This is a genomic window from Pseudomonas sp., assembly GCF_026224925.1.
In the GTDB taxonomy this organism is placed as follows: Bacteria; Pseudomonadota; Gammaproteobacteria; order Pseudomonadales; family Pseudomonadaceae; genus Aquipseudomonas.
Map to the genome: position 1 here is coordinate 1 of NZ_JAMFRV010000100.1, position 4493 is coordinate 4493.

General features: G+C 57.4%; 4 protein-coding genes. 1 reads left to right on the forward strand and 3 read right to left on the reverse strand.

Annotated features, from left to right (window positions below):
* On the forward strand, positions 1–423 hold a 423-nt coding region (locus M0974_RS04520), incomplete at its 5' end, for a cytochrome b/b6 domain-containing protein (protein WP_297833338.1).
* 177 nt (positions 424–600) lie between these two features.
* On the opposite strand, the gene M0974_RS04525 is transcribed toward M0974_RS04520, so the two are convergent.
* The 3 genes from M0974_RS04525 to M0974_RS04535 form a co-directional block, all read right to left on the reverse strand.
* Complete coding sequence (locus M0974_RS04525) at positions 601–1746, reverse strand: M14-type cytosolic carboxypeptidase (RefSeq protein ID WP_297833340.1); 1146 nt, start codon at positions 1744–1746, stop codon at positions 601–603.
* 286 nt (positions 1747–2032) lie between these two features.
* Positions 2033–4018, reverse strand: coding sequence for an acetyl/propionyl/methylcrotonyl-CoA carboxylase subunit alpha (locus M0974_RS04530; RefSeq protein ID WP_297833342.1), 1986 nt, complete (start codon positions 4016–4018; stop codon positions 2033–2035).
* A partial coding sequence (locus M0974_RS04535) for an enoyl-CoA hydratase-related protein (protein WP_297833344.1) occupies positions 4015–4493 on the reverse strand: 479 nt, incomplete at its 5' end. The genes M0974_RS04535 and M0974_RS04530, both read right to left, overlap by 4 nt.

Sequence of the window (4493 nt, forward strand, 5' to 3'; positions counted from 1 at the left end):
CGGCATGAATGGCTGCTGCACATCCATAAACCGTTGGGCATCGCCATATTGCTGCTGGTCATCGTGCGTCTTGTGGTGCGTTTCTCTACCGCCCAACCACCATTACCGTCGGATTTGCCAAGCGTTCAGGTGCTGGCGGCAAAGCTCTCGCATTACGTGTTGTACGCGTTGATGTTGGCGATGCCATTGATTGGCTGGGCGATGATCTCGGCCGCCGGTGACCCGGTCATGCTGAGCAGCTCAATACAATTGCCGTCCATCCTCGCCGCCAACCCACATACCTTCGCGATTCTGCGCAAGGCCCACACCTATCTGGCGTATCTGTTCTTTCTGACCATTTTGCTGCACTTGGCGGCGGCGTTGTTTCACGGCTTCGTTCGCCGCGACGAAGTACTGGACAGCATGCTGCACGGGAAGGATTGAAGGAGGAGCAGGACGGCAGGAGACATATCAAACGTGTAAGAGCGGGCTTGCTCGCGATCGGCTGCATAGCAGTCGTAAACTAAGCAACATCATTTTTTCAATAGATGATGATGTCAGCGTTTTGGGACCGCTTCGCGATCCATCGCGAGCAAGCACGCTCCTAAAGGAATCGTGCTTTCAGCGCAGGACCGGGACCATTTCCGCAATCGTGGTCAATACGTCCTTGGCCAGTTGCTTGGAGCGTTTCCCCGACCAGCCGGTCAGCGCATCGGGTGCATCGTCGTTGTCTTTGAACGGCATTTCCAGCGTCAGCGACAAGCATTTATAACGTTCGCCGACGCTATTGGCCGCCAAGTTCAGGTTGCCTTGACCGGGGCGGCTGCGTGGGTAGCCGTAGCGGGACTGGAAGTCGCTGGTAATCTCGCTCAAACGACGGCGAAAATGCTCCTCCAGCTGCTGCTGAAGCGGCGTGTAGCCTGGATTGCCTTCACAAGCAGCGGCGAAGATATAAGGAATCTCCTCGTCACCGTGTATGTCGAGGAACAGATCAACGCCGTATTTCTCCATCTGCTGCTGAACGAAAAACACTTCCGGGCTCAGCTCTTCAGTGGAGTTCTGCCAGGCACGATTCAAGTCTTTGCCTTTCGCATTGGTGCGCAAATGCCCATGGAATGAACCGTCCGGGTTCATGTGCGGCACTAGATACAGGTTGGCGGTTGCCAGCAACTGCTGCATTACCGGGTCAGCTTGGTCCTGCAAGCGCTCAATCAAGCCTTCCATGAACCATTCAGCCATGTGCTCGCCAGGATGCTGCTGGGCGATGATCCAGACGTTGCGCTTGCCAACGGCGCCATCGCCTTTGCGCAACATCTGAATATCACGGCCTTCGCTGCTCTTGCCGGTCGCAACCAGCGCAAGGCCCGCTTTATTAATTGCCTGGTCGATCAGCCAATCGTGACGCGCACGGCTATAGGGTTCGAAATACGCGAAATAAACCTGTGGTTCGCTCGGCGCGAGGCTGAAATCGAGGGCTGCACCGTCGTAGGTGGTAGGCACACGAAACCAATTTTCATGGTCGTAGGAGGCCACGACGTTGTAGCCGCTCCAGGCACTGTTGTAGCTGGACTTGCCGGCGTTGATCAGGCTGAACGCATGAGCACTCCCTACTTGCAGGTTTTCAACTTTGAAGTGAAACCACTGGAAGTGCGGGCTATGGGTGTCTGGGCGAATCGCCAGCGTCGTGAGTGAGGGATTGCTGGCGTCGATGACTTCGATGTTGCCGCTGTCGAAATCAGCGCTGATTTTGAGAGAGGTTTGGGTCACGGTTGTTTCCTGGGTACGGTAGTGCCAAATAAGGCAGGTACTCTACACCAAAGAAAACGAACGCAAAAAAAGACCCGGCAAAAAGCCGGGTCAAAACCGTGATTAGCCTGATGAGGAGATAACCCGGAGCCGACCTAAGGCTCCTGATTACCAGACCGATCTTGCGATCAGTTGCAGCAATACTAATCATTATCATTTGCATGTAAAAGCTTTTTCTTTGTTTATTTGAGAAAAATTCTCAACTGTGAGCGTCGAGGTTGAAGAACTCCTCTATTGCCTTCAGCAATTACGCCTCTTCCAACTCCACCAATATCGTCCCTTCGCTGACCATTTCGCCCTCGCTGCAATACACCGCCTTGACCACGCCTGCATGCGGTGCGCGGATGCTGTGTTCCATTTTCATGGCTTCCAACACCACCAGTTGTGTACCGATGTCGACTGCTTGCCCGGCCTCGACTAACACCCGCACGATGCTGCCGTTCATGGGTGCAGTTAGGCCGCCTTGTTGGGTGTGGGCTGCTTCGACGTCGGCAATAGGGTCTAGGCGTTTGATGGTATGCAGCTCGCCGTCCCACTGCAGGTAAAGCGTATCTGCTTTACGGATCGCAAGGTGCTGGCGGCGCACACCGTCGTGCTCAACGATAAGCTGTTCGCCCTGTAACACGGCCAGCGAGGCGCTGCTGTTACGCAACTGGATCACCTGTTTTTGCCCGTTACAGCTCAGATGCAAGTCTATTTCTGCCGGCAGCCCAGCCCGCAGGCCGCGATTGCTCGACCATGGAGAATACGGGTCGTCCTGGCGAACAACATTTGCCTGGCTTTGACTGAACGCTTCGCCGGCCGCCTGCCAAAACTCAACCGACAGTTCGCCCGCAGCGGGCAACAGCTGATCCTGATAACGCGGAATGAAATCGGTATCCAGCTCCGCTGCGGCGAAGGCAGGGTGCGCGACGATGCGGCGCAAGAACGCCAGATTGGTTTTCAATCCGCCGATAGCAAACTCGTCCAGCATCGCCAGTAATCGCAAGCGTGCTTGCTCGCGGTTTTCACCCCAGGCGATAAGCTTGCCGAGCATGGGGTCATAAAAAGGCGAGACGCTGTCGCCTTCAGCCACGCCACTGTCTACCCGACGTCCGGGACCGGCCGGGGACTCGCGATAGATGGCCAATGTGCCGGTGGCGGGCAAAAAATCGTTGGCCGGGTCTTCGGCGTAAAGTCGAACTTCAATCGCATGCCCGATCAGGGGCACCTGCGCTTGAGTCATCGGTAGCTGCTCGCCCTGAGCCACGCGGATTTGCCACGCCACCAAGTCGAGGCCGGTAATGGCTTCAGTCACCGGATGCTCGACCTGCAGGCGGGTGTTCATTTCCATAAAGAAGAACTCGCCGCGTGAGTCCAGCAAAAACTCCACCGTGCCGGCGCCCACGTAGCCGATGGTCTGCGCGGCGCGAACAGCGGCTTCGCCCATCGCCTGCCGCAATTGCGGACTAAGGCCCGGTGCCGGCGCCTCTTCGACGACTTTTTGGTGGCGACGCTGGATCGAGCAGTCACGCTCGTTGAGGTACAGGCAATTGCCATGCTGGTCGGCAAACACCTGGATTTCCACATGACGTGGCTTAAGCAGGTATTTTTCTACCAGCATCCGCGAGTCGCCGAACGAAGACAGCGCTTCACGCTGGGCGGAGGCTAATGCTTCAGCCAGTTCACTGACCTGTTCGACGACCTTCATCCCTTTACCACCGCCGCCGGCTGTGGCCTTGAGCAACACGGGGTAACCGATGCGCTCAGCGGCCGCGCGGAAAGTGTCGAGGTCCTGTGCGGCGCCGTGATAACCCGGCACCAGTGGCACGCCAGCGTCTTCCATTAACGCTTTGGCTGCAGATTTGCTGCCCATGGCGTCGATGGCGGAGGCGGGCGGCCCGAGAAAGATCAGCCCTGCATTTTCGATGGCGCGGGCGAAACTGGCGTTTTCCGACAAAAATCCATAACCCGGATGGATTGCCTGGGCGCCGCTGGCCTTGGCAGCCGCGATCAGTTTGTCGATCAGCAAGTAACTGTCGGCCGCTTTGCTGCCGCCCAAATCGACCCGTATATCTGCTTCGCGGGCATGTCGGGCGTCGCGATCCGTGGCGCTGTGCACCGCCACGGTGGTCAGACCAAGCGCTTTGGCGGTGCGCATGATGCGGCAGGCAATTTCCCCACGGTTGGCGACCAAAATACGCGTTAACAATGGCGCAGGGCTTAAAGACTGAGACGTTTGCGAAGCGCTCATGGGCGCGACTCCTTATTGAGTTCGGGTTGCCAGGCGGGCGGGCGTTTTTCCAGAAAGGCCCTTAAGCCTTCCTGGCCCTCTGCGCTGACACGAATCCGTGCAATGGCGTTTTCGCAATAACGACGCAAGGCAGGGGTCAACGCACCGTTGCCCACTTCTCGCATCAGGTCTTTGCTGGTACGCATCGCTTGCGGGCTGTTAAGCAGGAGGTTGTCGATCCATTGCTCGACCCGTTGGTCAAGCTCAGCCGGCGGATAGCACTCGGCGAGTAAACCGATAGCTTGGGCGCGAACTCCGCTAAAACGCTCGGCGGTCAATGCATAGCGCCGTGCGGCACGTTCGCCAATGGCTTGCACTACAAAAGGACTGATCACCGCGGGGGCCAGGCCAATACGGACTTCCGACAGACAAAATTGCGCGTCGTCGGTGCCGATGGCCATGTCACAGCAACTGATCAAGCCCAGAGCCCCGCCAA

What these genes read in the sequence shown, in the direction of transcription:
- M0974_RS04530 (WP_297833342.1), bottom strand. Translation starts at nt 4,018, where the DNA reads ATGAGCGCTTCGCAAACGTCTCAGTCTTTAAGCCCTGCGCCATTGTTA.